Annotated in this window: 24 protein-coding genes; 12 read left to right on the plus strand and 12 right to left on the minus strand. The window is 61.7% G+C overall.

From position 1 onward, the window contains the following. Window positions 1-10: 10 nt before the first annotated feature. Complete coding sequence (gene nirK / locus AGR2A_RS26035; RefSeq protein ID WP_072495340.1) at window positions 11-1,153, minus strand: copper-containing nitrite reductase; 1,143 nt, start codon at window positions 1,151-1,153, stop codon at window positions 11-13. A 236-nt stretch (window positions 1,154-1,389) separates the two neighbouring features. Between nirK and AGR2A_RS26040 the strand changes: the two genes are divergently transcribed. Further along, the gene (locus tag AGR2A_RS26040; RefSeq protein WP_072495339.1) at window positions 1,390-2,622 is read left to right on the plus strand and encodes an NnrS family protein; all 1,233 of its coding nucleotides are present in this window, start codon (window positions 1,390-1,392) and stop codon (window positions 2,620-2,622) included. An 83-nt stretch (window positions 2,623-2,705) separates the two neighbouring features. On the opposite strand, the gene AGR2A_RS26045 is transcribed toward AGR2A_RS26040, so the two are convergent. From AGR2A_RS26045 to AGR2A_RS26080, 8 genes are all read right to left on the minus strand, one after another. Then, window positions 2,706-3,239 (minus strand): DUF2249 domain-containing protein, encoded by a 534-nt coding sequence (locus AGR2A_RS26045; RefSeq protein WP_072495338.1) that lies wholly within the window; start codon window positions 3,237-3,239, stop codon window positions 2,706-2,708. 78 nt (window positions 3,240-3,317) lie between these two features. Further along, window positions 3,318-3,623, minus strand: coding sequence for a DUF2249 domain-containing protein (locus AGR2A_RS26050; RefSeq protein ID WP_022557544.1), 306 nt, complete (start codon window positions 3,621-3,623; stop codon window positions 3,318-3,320). 143 nt (window positions 3,624-3,766) lie between these two features. Then, entirely contained in the window at window positions 3,767-5,665 is a 1,899-nt protein-coding gene (locus tag AGR2A_RS26055; RefSeq protein ID WP_072495337.1) for a nitric oxide reductase activation protein NorD, read from the minus strand. Between the two features lie 72 nt (window positions 5,666-5,737). Next, a complete protein-coding gene (locus AGR2A_RS26060) occupies window positions 5,738-6,550 on the minus strand; it encodes a CbbQ/NirQ/NorQ/GpvN family protein (protein WP_072528626.1) in 813 nt (270 codons plus the stop codon). A 63-nt stretch (window positions 6,551-6,613) separates the two neighbouring features. Further along, window positions 6,614-7,960, minus strand: a complete 1,347-nt coding sequence (locus AGR2A_RS26065; protein ID WP_072495335.1) for a nitric-oxide reductase large subunit — start codon at window positions 7,958-7,960, stop codon at window positions 6,614-6,616. A gap of 24 nt (window positions 7,961-7,984) precedes the next feature. Next, window positions 7,985-8,437: a c-type cytochrome gene (locus tag AGR2A_RS26070; protein WP_072495334.1), complete on the minus strand. Its 453-nt coding sequence runs from the start codon at window positions 8,435-8,437 to the stop codon at window positions 7,985-7,987. 178 nt (window positions 8,438-8,615) lie between these two features. Next, window positions 8,616-8,906, minus strand: a complete 291-nt coding sequence (locus AGR2A_RS26075) for a hypothetical protein (protein WP_072495333.1) — start codon at window positions 8,904-8,906, stop codon at window positions 8,616-8,618. 5 nt (window positions 8,907-8,911) lie between these two features. Continuing rightward, window positions 8,912-9,445: a cytochrome c oxidase subunit 3 gene (locus AGR2A_RS26080; RefSeq protein ID WP_072495332.1), complete on the minus strand. Its 534-nt coding sequence runs from the start codon at window positions 9,443-9,445 to the stop codon at window positions 8,912-8,914. 137 nt (window positions 9,446-9,582) lie between these two features. Here AGR2A_RS26080 and AGR2A_RS26085 point away from each other — a divergent pair, with 137 nt between their 5' ends. Continuing rightward, on the plus strand, window positions 9,583-9,738 hold the full coding sequence (locus tag AGR2A_RS26085) for a hypothetical protein (RefSeq protein ID WP_022557550.1): 156 nt from the start codon (window positions 9,583-9,585) through the stop codon (window positions 9,736-9,738). A 12-nt stretch (window positions 9,739-9,750) separates the two neighbouring features. Continuing rightward, window positions 9,751-10,428 (plus strand): NnrU family protein, encoded by a 678-nt coding sequence (locus tag AGR2A_RS26090; protein ID WP_072495331.1) that lies wholly within the window; start codon window positions 9,751-9,753, stop codon window positions 10,426-10,428. Between the two features lie 4 nt (window positions 10,429-10,432). Here the strand turns inward: AGR2A_RS26090 and AGR2A_RS26095 are convergent, their stop codons facing one another. From AGR2A_RS26095 to AGR2A_RS26105, 3 genes are read right to left on the minus strand one after another with little or no spacing between them, the layout of a single operon-like run. Beyond that, entirely contained in the window at window positions 10,433-11,023 is a 591-nt protein-coding gene (locus AGR2A_RS26095; protein ID WP_072495330.1) for a UbiX family flavin prenyltransferase, read from the minus strand. Further along, a complete protein-coding gene (locus AGR2A_RS26100; RefSeq protein ID WP_072495329.1) occupies window positions 11,020-12,534 on the minus strand; it encodes a UbiD family decarboxylase in 1,515 nt (504 codons plus the stop codon). Before AGR2A_RS26100 ends, AGR2A_RS26095 begins: the two co-directional genes overlap by 4 nt. Before the next feature lie 56 nt (window positions 12,535-12,590). Continuing rightward, a complete protein-coding gene (locus AGR2A_RS26105; RefSeq protein WP_072495328.1) occupies window positions 12,591-12,941 on the minus strand; it encodes a DUF488 domain-containing protein in 351 nt (116 codons plus the stop codon). A 149-nt stretch (window positions 12,942-13,090) separates the two neighbouring features. On the opposite strand from AGR2A_RS26105, the gene ubiT reads away from it, so the two are divergent. From ubiT to napE, 9 genes are all read left to right on the plus strand, one after another. Further along, window positions 13,091-13,606 (plus strand): ubiquinone anaerobic biosynthesis accessory factor UbiT, encoded by a 516-nt coding sequence (gene ubiT / locus AGR2A_RS26110; RefSeq protein WP_072495327.1) that lies wholly within the window; start codon window positions 13,091-13,093, stop codon window positions 13,604-13,606. Next, complete coding sequence (gene ubiU / locus AGR2A_RS26115; protein WP_072495326.1) at window positions 13,597-14,574, plus strand: ubiquinone anaerobic biosynthesis protein UbiU; 978 nt, start codon at window positions 13,597-13,599, stop codon at window positions 14,572-14,574. Before ubiT ends, ubiU begins: the two co-directional genes overlap by 10 nt. Before the next feature lie 5 nt (window positions 14,575-14,579). After that, entirely contained in the window at window positions 14,580-15,518 is a 939-nt protein-coding gene (gene ubiV, locus AGR2A_RS26120) for a ubiquinone anaerobic biosynthesis protein UbiV (protein WP_072495371.1), read from the plus strand. Continuing rightward, window positions 15,515-15,889: a hypothetical protein gene (locus AGR2A_RS26125; RefSeq protein WP_072495325.1), complete on the plus strand. Its 375-nt coding sequence runs from the start codon at window positions 15,515-15,517 to the stop codon at window positions 15,887-15,889. The genes ubiV and AGR2A_RS26125 overlap by 4 nt, the downstream gene beginning before the upstream one ends. Before the next feature lie 149 nt (window positions 15,890-16,038). Further along, window positions 16,039-17,022: an ABC transporter substrate-binding protein gene (locus AGR2A_RS26130; protein WP_072495324.1), complete on the plus strand. Its 984-nt coding sequence runs from the start codon at window positions 16,039-16,041 to the stop codon at window positions 17,020-17,022. Between the two features lie 5 nt (window positions 17,023-17,027). Continuing rightward, on the plus strand, window positions 17,028-17,837 hold the full coding sequence (locus AGR2A_RS26135; RefSeq protein ID WP_080823550.1) for an ABC transporter permease: 810 nt from the start codon (window positions 17,028-17,030) through the stop codon (window positions 17,835-17,837). Beyond that, window positions 17,834-18,586 (plus strand): ATP-binding cassette domain-containing protein, encoded by a 753-nt coding sequence (locus AGR2A_RS26140; protein ID WP_072495322.1) that lies wholly within the window; start codon window positions 17,834-17,836, stop codon window positions 18,584-18,586. The genes AGR2A_RS26135 and AGR2A_RS26140 overlap by 4 nt, the downstream gene beginning before the upstream one ends. Beyond that, on the plus strand, window positions 18,583-19,770 hold the full coding sequence (locus AGR2A_RS26145; protein ID WP_072495321.1) for an NnrS family protein: 1,188 nt from the start codon (window positions 18,583-18,585) through the stop codon (window positions 19,768-19,770). Before AGR2A_RS26140 ends, AGR2A_RS26145 begins: the two co-directional genes overlap by 4 nt. A gap of 201 nt (window positions 19,771-19,971) precedes the next feature. Continuing rightward, entirely contained in the window at window positions 19,972-20,157 is a 186-nt protein-coding gene (gene napE / locus AGR2A_RS26150) for a periplasmic nitrate reductase, NapE protein (protein WP_022557563.1), read from the plus strand. Window positions 20,158-20,160: the final 3 nt, after the last annotated feature.

A 20,160-nucleotide genomic window follows, 5' to 3' on the forward strand; every position in this document is an offset into this window, starting at 1 on the left:
ACCGTTTGTGTCAGATGCTCGACGGGGCGAGCACCGCCTGCATCAAGCTGTTGTTCCACTCGCCCGTCACCTTGAAATGGGCGGCCGCGCCCAGTTCGAAGGCTTCTATAAGGTTGTGATTGACATAGGCGTAGATGCCGGGCTGCTCGAAGGTATAGAAGGCCGCACCCGCCGTGCCGCCGGGGATGAACCAGGTTTCCTGGTCGAGATCCGGCGGGTTGCGGAATTTACCCGTTGCCCAGACATAATCGCCATGGCCGCCGATAAGGTGCGGGCGGGTATCACGGTTCGCCTGCGAATGCACGATCAGCACCTTTTCACCCACGGCGGCCTGAAGGGCGTGTTCTCCCGTTAGCGCGCCGACCGCACCGTTGAAGACGATGTGACTCGGTGTCAGCTTGCGCATCACCTCCAGCGTGTCGGCCATGGCGTCGCCGGCGCTTTCATATTTTTTGAAATTGCCGTTCTCGTCGCGCGGGATGTAGAAGTCCTGCTCGCCGACATAATAGATCTTGTCATAAACAAGCTCCTTGCCGTGGCCATCCGTCAGGCCCTCACGCGGCAGTACCATGATCGCGCCATTCATGCCCGAGGTGACGTGCCACGGCACCATGCCGGGAGGTGCGCAGTGATAGACGAAGACGCCGGCCTTGGTGGCCTTGAAGCGCAGGATCGCCTTTTCACCGGGGTTGACGATGGTGAGCCCGCCGCCGCCGAGCGCGCCGGTGGCCGAGTGGAAATCGATGTTGTGCTGTAGCTCATTGGTATCGGGGTTGATGAGGGTCAGTTCGACATAGTCGTCCTGGTGCACCACCATCAGAGGCCCCGGAACCGAACCGTTGAAGGTCATGGCGTGGACCTCGGTGCCCTTGTCGTCGAGGATCATCTTCTGCTCTTTGATCGTGAGCGTGAACTCGACGATCTTCGGTCCGCCTTCGGCTTTCTGCGTGTGAGCATGCACGAAGGGCGGCTTGACGAGATCAACTTTTACGCGAGGTAGTACTCCAATCTCCGCCTTCGTCAATGGCTTGGCCGCAGCCTTTTTTTCCTCTGCCGCGCTCGCTGTCGATGGCATGATGACGGGAGCGAAAGCCCCTGCAAATGCCGCGCCTGCGAGAATATTACGCCGTGTGATGTGGAAGGTTTCCGTCATCATAGTTCTCCTGTCCCTCTTGGGGCAGAGCATGCTTTGCTCTGTCACAGCATTTGTAGTGGAGGTACGGAAATACAATTTGAGATGGAGCAAACTGCGCGTCGGGCCACCTGCGACATTTTGGCAGGCGGTTACGGCTTCATGCGGACGGGTAGCACCGCCTCTTTGCCTGTTCGCAAAGAAGCGAGACGGGATTGCGTCTAGACATATGTCAAGACCAAATGAGGAGCATTACAATGAGTGGCAGCCAAACCGTTCCCACCCAGGGGCGCAGCCGGCCAAAAGGCGGCATTCCAAGGGGGCTGGCACGCACCGGCCCGGTTATCTTCTCCTACGGCTTCCGGCCGTTTTTTCTCGGTGGCGCCCTTTGGGCCATTGTGGCGATGGTGTTGTGGATAGCAGCCCTTTCCGGCTTCATTGACCTTGGCGGAGATTACGGCGCGCCGAACTGGCATGCCCATGAGATGCTGTTCGGTTTCGCTTCAGCGGTGCTGGCCGGCTTTCTTTTGACGGCTGTGCCCAACTGGACGGGGCGGCTGCCCGTATCGGGCAAACCGCTGGTCTGGCTGTTTGCGCTCTGGTGCGCGGGCCGGATCTTCCTGCTCGTGCCAGACACGGTGGGTGTGGTCACCGCCGCAACCGTTGACGGACTTTTCCTGCCGGCACTTCTCACGATCTGCGCGCGCGAGGTCATTGCAGGACGCAAGTGGAAGGACCTCAAAGTGCTGGGTGGGCTATTGGCGCTTTCCGTCGCCAATATCGTTTTCCATTTGGCGGCGATTGAAGGCGACCTGAGCCAGATGGCGACCCGTCTTGCCGTCTCAGCCTACACCGCGCTCGTCATTATCGTCGGCGGCCGGATCGTGCCGAGTTTCACTCGCAACTGGCTGAACCGTTTCGGCCGCACGGATTTTCCTGTGCCCTATAACGGCTTCGACACCGCCGCCATCCTCACCGGCATTGCGGCGCTGGCCACCTGGACAATGGAACCCGAGAGCATGCTGGCCGTGACAACGGCGCTTCTGGCGGCTTGCATGCATGCGGTGCGGCTCATCCGCTGGCGCGGCTGGACGACATGGCCGGACCAGGTGCTGGTGGTGCTGCATGCGGCCTATGCCTTCATCCCTGCCGGTTTCATCGCCATCGCGCTGGCGGCTCTCGATGTCATGGATACACGCTCGGTCCTGCATGTCTTCACCGTCGGCGTCATCGGCTGCATGATGCTTGCGGTGATGACCAGAGCGAGCCTCGGCCATACCGGACGAAAGCTCGCGGCTAGCAAAGTCACTATTGCCGCTTATGTGGCGCTGATCGCCTGCGCACTGCTGAGGCCGGCAGCCGAGTTCTTCCCCGGCGCGATGATGCGTCTCTACGCCTGCTCGGCGCTTCTCTGGATCGTGGGTTTCGGTCTGTTCTGCTTCGAGTACGGGCCAATCCTGATGCGCGAGCGCAAACCGCTCAAAGCCTAGAAGGCCTCCTTGCCATACCGCCAACAAAACGCCCCGGAAGCAATTTCAGGGGCGTTTCGTTTTCCGGGAGTTTGACTTATGGTTTAATGCGCGCCGGCACCGGCGCGGATGAAAATGCGAAACGCCGTGCGCGCCTCGTCGAAATTTCCGGCCCATTGATGACCCCGGGCCAGAAGCTCCGGGTAGAGGAAGGTCGGTTCCTGCGGCATCAGCAAGAAGATCACGGAACCTAGGGGAAGACGGTCAAGTGTGGCAAGCGTACGGGTCGTTTGACCCCCGGTCGCCTCATCGCGCAGATCGAGATAGACGACCGGGTCGGGCCATATCTGCGGCTCCTCCGCGTTGCCCGCAAGCGCGGGCGACACGGAAATCTGCTCGGCTTCACTGGATCGCGGCGTGAACAGCACCTCCCAGTCGCCGCCGCCGATTTCCCGGACCTGATGGTTGAAACCGCGTTCGGCCATCACCTTGAACAGTGGACTGGGCCGGAAGGTGGCGTATAATCGTAGCGCCTCACCGGGCGCAAGCCCTGCCACGGCTTCCATGATGGCCGGAAAAGGCTCGCCGCCGCTCAGCAAAAGCGGCCGGACATCGAGTTCCCTGATCATTTCCGTCATTGAATCACCTCATCTGTCGGCTGGCGGCGGCAGGGGCCGTCCGCCAGAGGAATTTTCACCATGCCGCAGGCGCCGGGGTCAATGTTCGGATCCGCAGCAGCATTCGCAGCCGGAGATATCGTCTTCCGAACCTTCGGCCTGTTCTTCCAGCCGGCCGATATCGAGACGCCAGACGTCCGGACCCTGTTCGAGATATTCCCAGCCGAACTGGCCGGGGAAATTGGTGGCGAGCTGGTAAAGCAGTGGACGGGGATCGTGATCGCTGGTGATCTGTAGCGATTGACCCTCGGTCAACGCGCCAAGTGCACCGAAAATGCGCGGATGGCGTTCGCGATGCGGAATGATGCGCACATCGATATTGGTCGCACTTTGGGCTTCGGACATAGGCTGGCTCCGTGGCCGCGGATGGAATGATGCCCGGCGGTGCGGCTGGCCGGCGGACTGGAAAAACCTATCCGCCTTGGCGTTGGGAGACATTGTCGCCGCGCAAACAAACCTGGGATTCGTCAGGTCCGTCTGCGCGACAATCAGCCGGCAAGGCTGCGATAGATTGCCGGCAGCGCCGATGGAAGCTTGGCTATCCTGCTGACGATGGCATAACCGTTCTGGCCGAACATGGCCGGAATATAGGATTGCGCCTTGCTGTCGACGGTCACGCCGAAGACGCTTACGCCCGAACGTCTGGCCTCGGAGACCGCACGGCGGCTGTCCTCGATGGCGAAGCGGCCCTCATAGTGGTCGACATCGTTCGGCTTCCCGTCCGTTAGCAGCAGAAGCAGCTTGCGGCGCTCCGGCCTTTCATGCAGCTTGGCGCTGGCGTGGCGGATGGCGGGGCCGATACGGGTGTAAAAGCCGGGCCTCAGCGCCGCGATGCGACGCTCGACGGTGTGGCCCATCGGCTCATCGAAATCTTTCACCGTTTCCACCCGCACCCACGAACGGCGGCGGGAGGTGAAGGTCAGGATGGAGTGACTGTCACCACAGGCGGAAAGCCCGTGCGCCAGCACCAGCAGGGCTTCCTTTTCCACATCGAGAACCCGGCGATTGTCGAACCAGGCATCGGTGGACAGGGACACATCGACGAGGATCATTACGGCAAGATCATGCGCGTGTGGGCGGCTTGCCATATGAATGCGGTCGCTGCCCTGTCCTCCGGCGGCGATGTCGCTTCTCGCGCGCACCACGGCGTCAAGATCGAGATCATTGCCGTCAAGCTGGGCGCGCAGCATCTCGTGGCGTGGCCGCAGCACCTCGAATTGCCGCCTGATCCGACGGATGAGGCTCTTGGTGTCCGGGTCGGGTTCCGATGCCGTTTCGGCGTCTTTCGCCGGACCGGCGATGACCCGGCAATGATCGGCGAGATAGGTACCGCTGCGATAATCCCATTCGGGATAGGTCAGCTCCGCTGTAAGCGGGGTATGGTTCAATGCTTCGGGCGGCAGGTCCAGATCGAAGCGGAAGCGGGCGGAAGGCCGTCCCTTTCTCTCGCCCAGCGTCATGTCATCCAGTTCGTCGGCTGCGCTGCCGTCGGCATCGTCGCTATCGTCACCGGGACGATCGACATTGACCATCTCCGCCATGGCGAGGATTTTTTCGAAACGGTTGAGGATGAAGGGGCTGCGTTCGGTCTGGCGGTTCTCAGTTTTTTCGCGCACGGCGATATGACGGGCGGCCTCCGCACTCTGCGGCGCTGCATTGGAGGCCGGCTGGTCCTCGCCGTGCCGGGCCTCGGATGTCTCGCGCAGCAGCGTATCCGGCCACAGCGGCACCGGCAGCATCGGCAGGTATCGTGGCGGCGCTTTGGCCAGAAAGCCAACGGGTGGCTCATGTCCCTCGATCCCTGCCGCATCGGCCAGCATGGAAAGCACCCGTTGTTCCACCTGCTGTTCGGCCTGCGGCAGTGGCCGCTTTTGCCGCACCGCGAGCATGGCGGCGCATAGCCGGCGATAGCGGGTCTTCATGCCGGGAAAGGTACGGGTTACGGTCTCGGCCAGTTCCGCAGCGCGGTCGAGCCGGGCAAGATCGGCGCGCAGCGGATCGGCAGCCACGACCGGTTCAAGCGACATCATCGCCATGGCGGCGGCGAGCCAGAGATAGAGATCGCGGTTGAGGCACCGGTCGGGAAACAGATCGAGCATCGGCGGCAGCATCAGCGTGGCATGATCGCGTCCGGGTTGGGCGAGCTTCTCTTCGCCAAGGCCCATGCGCTGGCGCAGCCTCAGCCGGTGGCTGGAAGTGCGCGCGCGGGCCGGAGCGATCTGCACCGCGTGTTCGCCGCCAAAACCGCGGAAACAAATGGCCAGCACGGCCTGCATATCTTCCAGCTTCACGGCTTGATCCGGAAAGCGCAACCATGTGCCGGTATCGCCGATCAGCCTGTGCCAGGCGCGGCCGACGGTTTCTTCCAGTTCCAGAAAGTCCAGCATGGTTTATCCTCATGGCATCAGGCCGGAATGCGAGGGCCTCGCCGCGCATTCCGATACGGATAAAAATGCGCCCTATCGAATGATCGCATCCGCAACTTCATGCAGCGCGGCCTTCACGTCAGGCTCGTCGGTCAGCGGCTCAATCATCGCCGCGCGCACGGCCTGACGGGCGGGAAGGCCGGTGTCGATGAGGCTGGCGCAATAAACGAGCAGGCGGGTGGAGACGCCTTCTTCCAGATCGTGACCTTTCAGGCCGCGCAACCGGTGGGCGAGATCGACGAGCGGCTCGACGTCGCGCGCATCGAGCCCGCTTTCATGCGAAACGACGGCAATCTCCTGCTCCTTCGGCAAAAAATCGAATTCAATGGCGACGAAGCGCTGGCGGGTGCTGGGTTTCAGGCTTTTCAGCAGGTTCTGGTAGCCGGGATTGTAGGATACGACGAGCATGAAACCCGAGGGCGCTTCCAGCACCTCGCCGGTGCGGTCCAGCGGCAGGATACGACGGTCGTCGGTGAGCGGATGCAGCACAACGGCCACATCCTTGCGCGCTTCCACAATCTCGTCGAGGTAACATATGCCGCCCTGACGCACGGATCGTGTCAGCGGGCCGTCCATCCACACGGTTTCACCGCCTTTCAGCAGGTAACGACCGGTCAGATCGGCGGCGGCAAGATCGTCGTGACATGAAACGGTCGAAAGCGGCAGGCCGAGTTTCGCCGCCATATGGCTGACGAAACGGGTCTTGCCGCAACCTGTCGGGCCTTTCAGCAGCAGCGGCAATTGCCGCACCCAGGCGCTTTCGAACAGCGTGCATTCATTGCCAAGCGGGGTATAGAACGGCGTGTCCGGCAAAGGCTGCGGCGGGGGGCGGAAAATCGTATTCATGGTCATCTCCATGGTTGGTGGTAAGGACCGGCTCTCGGGGGAAAAGGAGAGCCGGTCCGTTTCTCATTCGGCGGGCTGCACGAGGCGGGCGACGTCGCCCTGTTTCTGCTTGCCCGGCACCAGGACTGCCCAGATGAACATGACCGCCGAAATGAGAACTGCGAAACCGGAGCCGAGGCGGATCCAGTAGAAGATCGCCAGCTGGTCCTGCACATCCATGAAGCTTTCGCCCATGACGCGCTGAAGCTGGATCTGCACAACGCCGGCAAAGGTCAGCGCGAAGGTCATGATCGACATGGCCGTGCACATCACCCAGAAGCTGGTCATCGAAAGCCACTGGTTGTAGGGCGCGCGTTTCTTCATTTCGGGGATGGCGTAGGCCATCATCGCAAGGTTCAGCATCACATAGGCGCCGAAGAAGGCGAGGTGGCCGTGCGCGGCGGTAAGCTGCGTGCCGTGGCTATAATAGTTCACTGAAGACAACGTGTGCAGGAAACCCCAGACGCCGGCGCCGAAGAAGGCCATGACCGAGCAGCCGATCGACCACAGAAGCGCTGCGCGGTTCTCATGCTTGCGGCCGGCCTTCCAGGTCATAACGAAGGTGAAGATGACCATGGTGAAGAAGGGGGCCACTTCCAGCGTCGAGAAGAGCGAGCCGATCCATTGCCAATAACCGGGCGCGCCGATCCAGTAATAATGGTGGCCGGTGCCGAGAATGCCCGAAAAGAGGGCAAGGCCGACGATGACATAGAGCCATTTTTCCACCACTTCGCGGTCGATGCCGTTGAGCTTGATCATCAGGAAGGCGAGGATCGAGGCCATGATCAGTTCCCACACGCCTTCCACCCACAGATGGATGACGTACCACCAGTACATCTTGTCGAGCGCGAGGTTCATGGGGTTGTAGAAGGCGAAGAGGAAGAAGATCGCCAGACCCCAGAGGCCGAAGAGCAGGATGTTGATGACGGTGGTCTTGCGGCCCTTCAGCGCTGTCATGGTGATGTTGAACAGGAACATCAGGACGACAAGGACGATACCGACCTTGATGGCGAAAGGCTGTTCGAGGAATTCGCGGCCCTCATGGATGCGGAAGATATAACCGACCACGGCGACGGCGGCGGCCACCAGGAAGATCCAGAACTGCGCGATGGCGAGCTTGGGGCTGTAAAGCTCCGTTTCCGTTTCTTCCGGCAGAAGATAGAAGGTCGAACCCATGAAACCCATCAGCAGCCAAACCACAAGGGCATTGGTGTGGATCATGCGCACGATGTTAAAGGGCAGAAGCTCGGAAAGCGTATTGGGCAGCACGTAGATCGTCGCGGCGACGACGCCGAACAGGATCTGCGCCACGAACAGCCCGATTGCGCCGTAAAAATACAGCATGGCGACTTTTTGCGTCTGGTATTTCATCTCGTCATCTCCTTGCCGTCAGCCTCAACCCGCATCGTTCGGCGGCCAGTTCTGCGTCTTGATCCGGCTCGTCCATTCGAGAAAGTCGACGAGATCATCGAGTTCCTGTTCGGTGAGATTGAACTGCGGCATCTGGCGCCGGCCCTCGATGCCGGTGGGCTGGGCTGCCATCCAGGCCTTGATGGAATCGCGCGCCGCATCCTTGTCGTCCACGCCGCCATAGCGCTTCCAGACATTGCCGAGTTCGGGCGCGAAATAGGCGCCTTCGCCGAGCAGCGTGTGACAGTTGATGCAGGAATTTTTCTCCCACACATGTTTGCCGCGCGCGACGCTTTCCGTCAGCGTGCTTTCATCCGTCGAGGTGGTGCGTATGTAATAATGGCTATGGGCGGTCAGCCCGACAAAAATGGCGAAGAAGAAGATGGAGCCGCCGTAAAAGACGTTTCGCGCTCCTGTTTTGGTCAGGCGTTCTGCCATGCCAATGGTCCTTTCCATCCGGAAGACCGCTTATGCGGACTGGCTTGATCGAACCCTCTTGCCGGGATTTGCCAGCAGGCTGGCGGAATGCGGTGGGGTCTGACGCCTTTCTAGCCGCTGGCTGCCGGCGTTCTTTGCCATTTGGCAAACAAGTGGAGAGGTGGCGTTATCCGCCTTTTCAGAGCGGCAAAATGCCCTGCAGGAACGCCCGCAAAAGGGCTGCGGCGGCAAAGATGGCAGGCCATGCCAGAAGTGCCGTGCGCAGCAGGCCCCGCTCTTCGCCAAAACCCAGAAAATCGTCGATGACGCGTCTGGATTTCAGGAGCGCGAAAAGCAGCATCAGGCAGGCGACGGCAACCGGCGGCAGAAGCGCCGCCTTCCACGAGGTGACGGCGGCCGTACCGGCGAGAACGAGAATGGCGAGCACTGCAAAACTTCTTGCAAGCTGGCGGGAGGTGCGGTGGATCATGACTGTCAAACCAGATAGACGATGGGAAAAATGACGATCCAGACGAGATCGATCACATGCCACAGCGTCGTCACCAGCGTGACGTTCTCGTTTTTCGGGAAGACTGCGACGAGAAACAGCAGCACGGCCACGAAGACGACATGCAGCAGATGGAAGCCGGTGAGCAGAAAATAGAGCTCGAAGAAAGCGCCATAGGCGGGATCGGAGGCGAAGGCGATTTCGGTGGAATATTCATAGAGTTTTACGCCGACGAAAACGAAGCCCAGCAGGCCGGCAAGCGCGAGCGCCCGCCTTCTTCCCGGCAGCGCGGTGTGGCGACTGGCCGCAACGGCCGCCTGCCAGCCGCTTGCCAGCAAAATCAGCGTATTGAGACCGGCAAGCTGCGGCTGCAGATGTTGGCGCGCGGCGGCGAAGGCCTCGGGCTTGAGGGCGAAGGCAATGATGAAGGCACCGGTCAGCGCGCCGAAAGCGGCAAGTTCGCTCCAGACCAGAATCCACAAAAGCAGGCTTCCGCTTTCCTCTTCCGTATTGATCGCCATGGTCTTGTCCGTAATTGTAAAACAGCAAGCCACGCTTAGGCGTCCTCAAACCCCGCTTCTTTGCGGTCGGTCAAAGAAGGGAGCGTGCAAAGTCCTATTGTCATGACAAAGCGCAACTCTGGAAAATGGAGCTTCCCATGAACGACGCGCAGGTCGGGCTGATTGTCGCAACCCCTATTATCGTTGGCTTTGCGGTGCTGTTGTACCGTATGGGTGTGTTGCAGCGCATGGGTGCGGTTTCCGCCGTGCTTGCCTCCGTGGCCATTGCTTCGGTGCTGTTCCTGAACCAGTAAGAAGGCAGTCACATGCTTGAACTTGTCGCCGCTCTTTCGCTTTTCGTGGCGCTGCATTCCATTCCCGCCGTACCTGCCGTGCGCGGCCGGCTGATTGCGGCCATCGGCAGGCCCGCCTATTTCGGGACTTATTCCGCCGTTTCGCTTCTGACGCTGGGCTGGGTATTTTATGCCGCGCTGTCGGTCGATTATATTCCGCTTTGGGATGTTGCGCCCTGGCAGGCGCATGTCACCTTTCTGGCAGCGCCGATTGGCCTGTTTTTCGTGCTGGCCGGCCTCCTCAGCGTCAATCCGCTTTCCATTTCCGTGCGGCAGGGAGATAGACCGGGGGCAATCGTGCGCATCACGCGGCACCCGGTACTCGTCGGCTTTCTGTTCTGGTCGTTGGGGCATGTCGTGCCGAATGGCGACCTGCGTTCCGTCATCCTGTTCGGCGGCTTTGCGCTGTTTTCGCTTGGCGGGATGGCGATGACCGAAAAACGCGCGCGGAAAAGACTGGGTAATGCATGGAGCGCGGCGGCTGCTAAAAATGCAACGATCCCTTTCGCAGCAATGCTTTCCGGCAAAACGCGCCTCGCCGTGGACGGGCCGATGCTGCTAGCCGCAGCGCTGACAGGGTTGACGGTGTGGTGGCTGCTGGCCGGTGGTCATGCCGCGCTCTTTGGTGCTGACCCGATGGCCTATCTTTGATGGCTCACGACGTCTTCACCAGATGCGGCTGCCATATCGGCGCCTGCGGCGCGGGCGCGATACCGAGCTGATCGATGGCGCGAGCGGCCATCTGGTCGACAATATCGGCGACGCTTTGCGGTCTGTTGTAAAAGGCCGGCACCGGCGGCATGACGATCGCACCGGCCTCCGTCACCGTGCACATGTTGCGCAGATGGATGAGATGCAGCGGCGTCTCGCGCGTCATCAGCACAAGTTTCCGGCGTTCCTTCAGATGCACATCGGCGGCGCGGGTGAGGAGATTGTCCGAAAACCCGGTTGCGATGGCCGCAAGTGTGCGCATGGAGCAGGGGGCGACGATCATGCCGGCCGTCGGGAAAGAGCCGCTGGCAATCGCCGCGCCGATATCGTCGACGGCATGATTGACGCCAGCGAGTGAGAACATCCGCCCCATGGCTTGCGCCCCTTCCTCATGCAACACGGTGCGTCTGGCGGATTGCGACAGGACGAGATGGATTTCGACGCTTTTCATCTCGGCGAGGCGCTCGACGATCCGCAACGAAATGCCGCCACCCGAGGCGCCGGTGACGCCAACCACGACGCGGCACGGGGTCATGGCCGTTCTCCAAGGCTGAGATCGCGCCACATCAGATCCACTTTCGCTATCACGTCAGGCGTCATCGACAGCACACGGCCCCATTCGCGCTCCGTTTCCGGCGGCAGCTTGCGGGTGGCGTCCAGCCCCATCTTGCCGCCGAGCCCGGCTTTCGGCGAGGCGAAGTCGAGATAATCGATGGGCGTATCGTTTATGATCATCGTATCGCGCGAGGCGTCGAAACGGGTTGAGAGCGCCCAGACGACGTCCGCCCAGTTGCGCACATCAATGTCGGGATCGACCAGAATAATGAGCTTCACATAGCTGAACTGCGGCAGCATCGACCAGAGACCCATCATCACCCGCGTTGCCTGACCGGGATAACGCTTGTCGATGGAAGCGACCATGACGCGGTAGGAACAGGCGTCCGGCGGCATCCACAGATCGACAATTTCCGCAAACTGCTTTTTCACGAGCGGCAGGAAAATGTCGAGCATGGCTTCGCCGAGAACCGAAGGCTCATCCGGCGGCCGGCCGGTATAGGTGGAAAGATAGATCGGATCGCGGCGCATGGTGATTGCCGAGAGCGTCATGACCGGGAAGGATTCGACCGAATTATAATAGCCGGTATGGTCGCCATAAGGGCCTTCGAGTGCCGTTTCCGATCCCGAAACGGTGCCCTCCAGTACGATCTCGGCATTGGCCGGCACCGGCATCGGCACGGTTAAAGCTTTTGCGATGCGGCTTTTCGAGCCGCGCAGCAGGCCGGAGAAGCCAAGCTCGCTGATATGGTCGGGAAGCGGCATCACGGCAGCGAGAATGGTGGCGGGATCGGCACCGATGGCGACGGTAACGGGCATATCCAGCCCGCGCGCTCGCCACAGCCGGTGGTGATGCGCGCCGCCGCGATGCGCCAGCCAGCGCATGATCACCCTGTCCGGTCCCAACACCTGCATGCGATAGATGCCGACATTGATATCGTCGGGATCGTCAGGCGAACGGGTGATGACCAGCGGCCATGTGATGAGCGGGGCCGGCTCGCCCGGCCAGCACCACTGCACCGGCAGGCGGGCAAGATCAACTGCATCACCCGTCAGTACCTTTTCCTGTACCGGCGCGCGCGCGACGTTGCGTGGCCGCATGGACAGTGCGGCCTTCAGCAAAGGCAGCTTACCCCATGCCTCGGCCATGGATTTCGGCGGCCGTGGTTCGCGCAATTCGGCAAGCTTTTGTCCAAGCGCCGGCAGGCCGCCCGTTTCCAGCCCCAGACCCCATTCGATACGTTGCCGCGTGCCGAAAAGATTGGTAAGCAGCGGCATGTCCCGCACCTTGCCCTCATGGTCGACGGGTTGCTCGAACAGCAGCGCCGGCCCGCCATCGGCGAGCACGCGGCGGTGGATTTCGGTGATTTCATGCACCAGCGAGACCGGCTGGCGAATTCGCCGCAGCTGCCCGCGTTCTTCCAGCAACCGGGCGAAACTGCGCAGATCGGCTGCGTGGGCGGGTTTAGTTTCTGTTTTCTCGTCTCTCATGCCGCCTGTTTGCCGATGGCAGTACGGCATGTCCTTGCGCTGCCGCAAATGCGGCTTCAATGCGAACGAAGATAGTCGGCGAGAACCAGGGCGTGGTTATGTTCGATATCATGGGCGGCATAAAGCAGCGTGACGCGGCCTTTCGCCATCAGCTCCTTCATGTGCGCCACGGCATCGGGATTGGCCGAGAGTTCCTTATGATAATGCCGGGTAAATTCCTCAAAGCGAGACGGCATATGGGAGAAGTTCTTGCGCAATTCGTTGCTGGGCGCGATGTCCTTCATCCACAGGGAAAGCTTTGCCTTTTCCTTGCTCATGCCGCGCGGCCAGAGCCGGTCCACCAGAATGCGCGCGCCGTCATCGTCGCTGGCGGGTTCGTAAATCCGTTTGACCCTTAAATCGGACACGGGCGGCCTCCGTCGCTTGGCAAGTGAATGAATTATAGCGGCTTTTGTGAAGGCGCACCTGAAAATTTCCCTGTCTTTGCGTTCGCTCAAACCGCCACCCGCGCGCTGCGGTTAGGTTGCCGCCCGCAACTGAGCCGACAGGACCTTTCATGAGATCTTTTCCCGCCGCCATCGCCCGCCCCATGAATTTCCTACCCCTTGCCGTGGTGCAGCGAGCGACGGCGGCGATGCTGGCACAGATCATGAAGCGGCATCCGGATATGTTCGTCCGGCTCGGTGAACATCGTGGCAAGCGCTACGCCTTTCTGCCCGTCGATCTCCCCTTCGCCTTCATGGTCGAGCCGGCAGGTCGCGCCATCACCGTCAGCCGCAAGGCTCGCTTGGCCAAGGCGGATGCGGCGGTCGAGGGACCGCTTTTCATGCTGCTTGCGCTGATGGAGGGGCGGCAGGATGCCGATGCGCTGTTCTTTTCGCGTGATCTCAGCGTCACCGGCGACATGGAGGCGATGCTGGCGCTGCGCAATGCGCTTGATGACAGCGGCATCGATCTGCCGCGTGACCTCGGTGCATTTGCCGGGCCTTTCGCGCCCATGATAACGCGTGTCGCGAACCGCCTGCGTGGCCATGTTCTGTCCGAAACGCGGGGAGTTGACGCATGGAACTGATCTGTCCTGCGGGAACGCCTGCCGCCTTTCGCGAGGCCGTGGATGCCGGGGCGAATGCGGTCTATTGCGGTTTTCGGGATGAAACCAATGCCCGCAATTTCCCCGGCCTTAATTTTTCCCGCGAGGAACTTGCCGAGGCCATCGTTTACGCGAAAAAGCGCGGTGTCCAGACCTTCGTGGCGCTCAACACCTTCATGCGTGCTGGCAATGAGGATATCTGGTATCGCGGCTCGGCCGATGCGATTAAGGCGGGGGCGGACGCACTTATCCTTGCCGATTTCGGTCTGATGGCGCATGTGGCGGAACATCATCCGCAGCAGCGTATCCACGTCTCCGTGCAGGCCTCCGCCTCCAATGCGGATGCGGTGAATTTCCTCGTCGATGCCTTCGGCGCGAAACGCGTGGTGCTGCCGCGCACCCTGACGATTGCCGACATCGCCCGGCTGGCGCGGCAAATCCGCTGCGAAATCGAAATCTTCGTGTTCGGAGGTCTCTGCGTCATGGCGGAAGGGCGCTGCTCGCTGTCGTCTTACACCACAGGCAAGTCACCCAACATGAACGGCGTCTGCTCGCCGGCAAGCCACGTCCGCTACCGGCAGGACGGGCAGGCGCTGGTGTCGGAACTTGGCGAATACACCATCAACCGATTTCCGGCCGGCGAGGCGGCGGGTTACCCCACGCTGTGCAAGGGCCGTTTCGAGATTGCCGATGACAAGTCCTATGCCTTCGAAGATCCGGTATCGCTTGACGTGATGGACCAGATCGATGCGCTGCGCGAGGCGGGGGTCAGCGCGCTGAAGATCGAGGGTCGCCAGCGCGGCAAGGCCTATGTGGCGGAAGTGGTTTCCACCCTGCACCGGGCGCTTTCCGCCGGTGCCGAAGAACGGGGACGGCTGCTCTCGCGCCTGCGGCTCTTAAGCGAAGGCCAGCGCACCACCGTTGGCGCTTATGAAAAACGCTGGAGATGAAGGCGATGGCAAAACCCGCAAAGGCCACTCTGGCGCTCGGCCCGGTCCTTTATCTCTGGCAGGGCGAGAAATGGCGAGATTTTTATTTCCGCATCGCCGATGAAGCGCCCGTCAGCCACGTCTATCTCGGTGAAACCGTCTGCTCCAAACGGTTTCATTTTACCGAGCCTTATCTCGCCGACGTGATCGAGCGACTGGAGAGTGCCGGAAAGAAGGTGATCCTCTCGACGCTTTCGCTGGTGACGCTGGAGCGGGAAAGTCGCCAGCTGCGCGGTCTGATCGCCGACAGTCCCTATCCGGTCGAGGCGAACGATCTTTCCGCGCTCGGCATTCTGCACGGCACGCCGCATGTCGTCGGGCCAATGGTGAATGTTTATAATGCCGCAACCGCGCGGCTGCTTTCTTCTCGTGGGGCGAGTGCCATCTGCCTGCCGCCGGAACTGCCGATGACCTCGGTCGAGCGGATCGTGGCGCAGACGCCCAATGTGGGCTTCGAAATCTTCGCCTTCGGCCGCCTGCCGCTCGCCATTTCGGCGCGCTGCGCCCATGCCCGCGCCAAGGGCAATATCAAGGATAATTGCCAGTTCGTCTGCGGTGACGACCCTGACGGATTGCCGGTGCGCACGCTTGACCGGCAGTCGTTTCTGGCGCTGAACGGCGTGCAGACGGTGTCGCACACCTGCCAGTCGCTGCTTGGCGAATTGCAGGATCTGGCCGCCGCCGGCATTTCCCGCTTCCGGCTGTCGCCGCAGGACTGCGACATGGTTGCGGTGGCGCAAATCCATGACGATGTTCTGGCCGGCAGGCGGGAGGCGGAGGACGGTCTTGCACGTCTCGGGCAAATTTATCCGGACGTACCCTTTTCCAATGGTTTCCACCACGGGCAGGAAGGGGCGGCCTGGATCGCCCGCGCCCGCAACACGGCGCATGGGGTGAATGCATGACGACGGACGAGCAAAAGCTGCCCGCAGCGGCGCCGGGCGGAGCGGATATCGCGGCGGCAATCCATCTCGTGCGCGACATTGTCTTGCAGAGCGCGCTTGATTGCGGCTGCCGCGACAGGGTGCACGAGGCGCTGCGCGAACTCGAGGATTTCGAGCGCCAGCGCAATATCGTCAAGCTTCTGGCCGCCGCCCGCGAGGAGCGGCGCAAGATAGCGCTCCTGACCGAGATGCTCTGCGACTTCGCCGACGACGACACGGTGGATGAAGGTGTGGTCGAAACCGCAAGCCTGATGTTTCTCGATATCGCTGCCGCCGCCCAGGAGGGTTCACGAATCCTGCGGGACGCGCTCTCACTCAAGAAGGGTGAATAAATCCCTGTTTTCGGCCCTGTTTGATCCTGCGCAAAGAGCGGGTGCTTGCAAAATGTCATTTCCGGGTTGGTGACGCGCCGGGACCGGAAGACAGGTCTGAGCGGGCGTCACGCGCATCATGGCGCTTCCGGCGCGAAAGGATCAGGACCATGGCCCATCTCACCCGTCGTCAGGCTCTTTCAGCCTTTTCCGGGCTCGCGGTCGCGACACTTGCCGTACCGCATGTTGCGAAGGCGGAAGCGCCGCTCACCTTTTATGGCCCTCCGGCCGCGCCGTCGGCCGTGCTGGCCCATGCGGTAAAGGGCGGGTTCCTAAAGGATGTCACACCCGGAGCGGTCTTCAAAGCCTGGAAAACCCCGGATGAAATGCGTGCCGCCGTCGCCTCCGGTTCCATGGGAGCGGTGGTGATGCCGAGCTACGGCGTCGCCAATCTCCACAATCGCGGTCTCGGCCTCGGGCTGTTGAACGTGCTGACCACGGGCCTGCTCCATATCGTTTCGAAAGACGGGACGCTGAACTCCCTGCAAAGCCTTTCCGGCAAGACCCTCGCTTTGCCGTTCAAGAACGACATGCCCGATTTCGTGCTGCGCCGCCTTGTTGCTGAAAACGGCCTGAAGCCCGGCTACATCAAGCTGGAATATGCCGCCTCGCCGCCGGAAGCCGTGCAATTGCTGCTGACGGGACGGGTGGATGCCGCCCTGCTGAGCGAGCCGGCCGCGACCGCCGTGCTCATCAAGGCGAAGTCTTTTTTCATGACCGTCCATCGCACCATCGATATTCAGCGGGAATGGGCGAAGGTGGCCGGCAAGGCTGAAATTCCGCAGGCTGGCCTCGCCTTGACATCGCCGGTCCAGCAAAAACTCGGCAGGGCCGGCATCGAGGCTTTGCAGGGCGCCATGGAGACGGCGCTCGCCAGCGCCGCGGCCGATCCGAAGACGGCGGCCGCTGCGGCCGCCGATGCCTTGGGTTTCCCGCCGGAAATCATCGCCGCCTCCTTCCCGACAAGTCATCTGTGCGCCCTGAAGGCAAGCGCTGCGCGCGCCGATCTCGAGGCGTTCTACGATGAGCTTGCCAGGGCCGACCCGGCAATCATCGGCGGCCGGCGGCCGGATGACGGGTTTTATCTGGTGTAGCAGGCATGAACCGCATTCTCGAAAGTCTTGGCTGGATGGGCCGCTATCTCTGGGCGGGCTGGGCCGGGCTTTCAGGTATTTTCTGTTTTCTCGCCGCCTGGCAGGCCGGGCATGAGATTTATGGCTCCTTCATCCTGCCTTCGCCGGGGGAGACCTTCGCGGCAATGGGGCTTCTGGCGGCGCGGCCGGATTTCCTCGCCATCCTGTCGCAGAGCGCAGTCAGGGCCCTGACCGGCTTTGCCATCGCCGCCGGCATCGGCACGATGGCGGGCGTGCTGGCGGGTTATTCCTTCGCGGCCATGCGGCTGATGAAGCCTGTCGTCACCGTTCTGCTCGGCGTGCCGCCCATCGGCTGGATCGTGCTGGCGCTCATCTGGTTCGGCTCGTCGGGGGGCACGGCTGTCATGACCGTCATCATCGCCTCGGCTCCCGTGTCCTTTGCCGGTGCGCTGGAAGGTGTCGCCAAGCGGGACCGTCAGCTGGAGGTGATGGCGCAGGCCTTCGGCGCTCCGTGGTTTTACCGGCTGCGCACCGTCACCATGCCGCATGTGCTCTCCTACCTCTTCCCGGCCTGGACGACGACGGCCGGAAGCGCGTGGAAAGTAACCGTCATGGCCGAGCTCCTTTCGAATTCCGGCGGCATTGGCGGCGAACTGGCCACCGCACGCGCGCTGTTCGACATCGCACAGGTCAGCGCCTGGCTCGCCATCACCGTCGCGCTGGCGCTGCTGACCGATTACGGCCTGCTGCATCTGCTGCGCGAGGCGCTGGAACGCTGGCGCGCCGCCGGGCTGCCATGGGGTGTCAAACGATGAGCGACCGTTCCATCCTGCATTTCGAACATGTCGGCCACGCCTTTCTCGGCCGCAGCCTGTTCGAGAATTTCAATCTCGGCATAGCGCCCGGGGAAACCGTGGCGCTGCTTGGCCCCTCCGGCAGCGGCAAGACGACGATTTTGCAGATCGCGGCTGGTATCATCGATCCCGTTCGTGGCCGCGTGTACCGCCATTATCGCCGGCAGGGGCTGGTGTTTCAGGAGCCAAGGCTTTTGCCGTGGATGACGCTTATCGACAATATCGCCTACGGCCTTGCGGCGGCCGGCATGCCGAAACGGGAGCGGCGCGAAAGGGCGGGCCTTTTCGCGCTGGAAGTCGGTTTGGAGGCGGCGGATTTCGGCAAATATCCGGTGGAACTCTCCGGCGGCATGCGCCAGCGCGCCGGCGTTGCGCGGGCGCTCGCCGTGGAGCCGGACATGCTGTTTCTGGACGAGCCCTTCAGCGCCGTCGATGTCGGCCTGCGCCGTCATTTGCAGGAGCTTCTGGTGGGCGCCGCCTGCCGGCGCGGTTTTTCCACCCTTCTCGTCACCCATGATCTTCATGAGGCGTTGCTGGTTGCCGACCGGCTGATCGTGCTCTCCGGCGTCGATGGCCGCGTCATTGCCGCGCATAAGCCCGCGGGTTCGCCGGGCCGGCGCATGGCGCGGGCGGTTTTCGACGAAGCGGAACGCCTGTCCGAGAGCCCGGCCTTCGCCGAACTGTTTTCAGCAAAGGAGCGGGTGCGATGAGGCAGCCCCCCATCCTTTCGGAAGCCCTGCGGCTGTTTTTCCCTCTGGCCGCCCTGCATGGCGCGGGCTGGCCCTTCCTGTGGGTCGTCATCGGTGGTTATGCCCTGCCTTTTGCCGATGCGGTGCCTGCATCGCAATGGCACGCCCATGAAATGATCTTCGGCACCTATGGCATGGCGCTTGCCGGTTTCCTCGGCTCGGCGGTGCCGGAATGGACGGATACGAAACCGGCGCAGGGACGAACGCTGCTTCATCTCGCCGGTCTCTGGCTGCCGGGCCGCCTTATCGGCTTTCTCGGGATGGAGGCATGGAGCCTGTTTGCGGGTTTTTTCGATCTCGCCTTTCTGCTCGCGCTCTCTGTTCTCATCGGCAGGGCGATGCTGGCGCGGCGCACGATGAAACACCTGGCATTCCTCGTCTGGCTTCTTCTGTTTGCGGTGGCTGAAGCGGGTGTGCGTTATGCCTGGTGGAGCGGCGATCCCGAACTTGCATCCCGCTTTCTGGAAGCGGCGCTGTGCATCTTCACCGTGCTGTTTTCACTCTCCGCCGCTCGTATTAATGTGGTCGTCATCAATCTGGCGCTCGATCCGGGCGGCGAGACCACGCCTTACCGGCCGCATCCCGGCCGCCAGCATATGGCGGGCGCCATGGTGACGCTTTACATGGCGGCGAAGCTTTTCTTTCCGCAAAGCGATGTCTGCGCCTGGCTTTCGCTTGCGGCCGGGGCCGCCTTTTTCGACCGGCTGGCCGAATGGTTCATCGGGCGTGCCGTCTTCAAGACCGAGGTGCTGTTGCTCGGTCTTGGCAACGCCTTTGCGGGCTCGGGTTTTCTGGCGCTCGGCGCAACAAGGCTCGGTTTTTCCGTCACGCCCGCCGCAGGGCTGCATCTGCTGTCGATCGGGGCGCTGGGATGCGCCATAATGGCCGTCTTCATCATTGCCGGGCTGCGGCATACGGGTCGCAACCTGACGCATCTGCCGTGGCAGGCGCATGTGGCCGCCCTTCTGATGGTGATGGCCGGGCTGGTCCGCCTCCTGCCGGAATTCGATTTTGCCGCAACATTGTCACCCTATCACCATGGCCTCAGCGCCGTTTTGTGGGCGGCGAGCTTCGGGGTCTGGTTGCAGGGCTTTCTGCCTTTCATGCGCGCGCCTGGCATCGATGAGGCGGGGGCATGCGGATGAGAGACACCTTGCCCCGCGGCGGCGACATCACTGTCCCGACCGGTTTGTTTATTTTTTTGGCAAAAGCACAAAGTGAAATCAGTGACTTAGGGGAGGGATATTGATGAATGTTAGTTTTGATAAATAATCAATAAAATCAAGTAGTTGAACATATCTTCTTTTTGGTCGATTATAACTCCAACCGAATAGGGAAACGCGAATATGCCTAAAATAGTCGCGCCTCAACACGCAGATGAAAAGCCAGGTCGGACGAGGGAACTTGTCACCTTCGCCGTTCTGGCATTCGGAATCTGGCCCATTCTGGCGGTCGGATTTGTCGGAGCCTATGGCTTTATCGTCTGGATGTTCCAGATCATTTACGGCCCGCCGGGGCCGCCCGGCCATTGAGGG

The organism is Agrobacterium genomosp. 2 str. CFBP 5494 (assembly GCF_900013495.1).
Lineage (GTDB): Bacteria > Pseudomonadota > Alphaproteobacteria > Rhizobiales > Rhizobiaceae > Agrobacterium > Agrobacterium pusense.